Raw genomic sequence first — 678 nt, 5'->3', positions numbered from 1 at the left:
GGACGCGAGGGCGGAAGATGGGGATCAGCCCGACACTTAACATTCCTCAGGCGCGTTTCCTCGCGATGCAGCACAAATTCAAAGCCTACGTTGCCGGGTTCGGTTCCGGTAAGACGTGGGTGGGTTGTGGCGGCATCTGTAAGGGGATGTGGGAGCACCCTAAAATCAACCAGGGTTATTTCGCGCCGACGTACCCGCAGATCCGTGACATCTTCTACCCGACAATTGAGGAAGTGGCCTTTGACTGGGGGCTGAGCGTCATAATCAATGAGGGAAACAAAGAGGTTCACTTCTACGAGGGGCGACGATACCGCGGGACCACAATCTGCCGCTCAATGGAGAAGCCCGGCTCGATAGTCGGTTTCAAAATCGGTAACGCGATGGTTGATGAGCTGGACGTCATGGCGGCAGCCAAAGCGCAACAGGCATGGCGAAAAATCATAGCCCGTATGCGTTACAAGGTCGATGGGTTGCGTAACGGCATCGATGTCACCACAACGCCGGAAGGCTTCAAATTCGTCTACCAGCAGTTCGTGAAGGCGGTGCGTGAAAAGCCCGAGCTTTCTGCTCTGTACGGTCTGATACAGGCCAGTACGTTCGACAACGCGAAGAACCTGCCCCCGGATTACATCCGGTCGCTGTTGAGTTCTTATCCTGATGAACTGATTCAGGCTTACC

The 678-nt window shown here is 55.0% G+C and carries 1 protein-coding gene; it reads left to right on the top strand.

Annotated elements, in window-relative coordinates; all coding sequences use genetic code 11:
• Positions 1 to 17: 17 nt before the first annotated feature.
• The coding region (locus EF903_RS33440) for a terminase large subunit domain-containing protein (RefSeq protein WP_221888830.1) at positions 18 to 678 on the top strand (661 nt) is incomplete at its 3' end.

The sequence above is a fragment of the Streptomyces sp. WAC05292 genome (genome assembly GCF_003949955.1).
Taxonomy (GTDB): domain Bacteria; phylum Actinomycetota; class Actinomycetes; order Streptomycetales; family Streptomycetaceae; genus Streptomyces; species Streptomyces globosus.
Note: the sequence above shows the minus strand (reverse complement) of the source record. Positions and strands in the feature narration are given on the sequence as shown.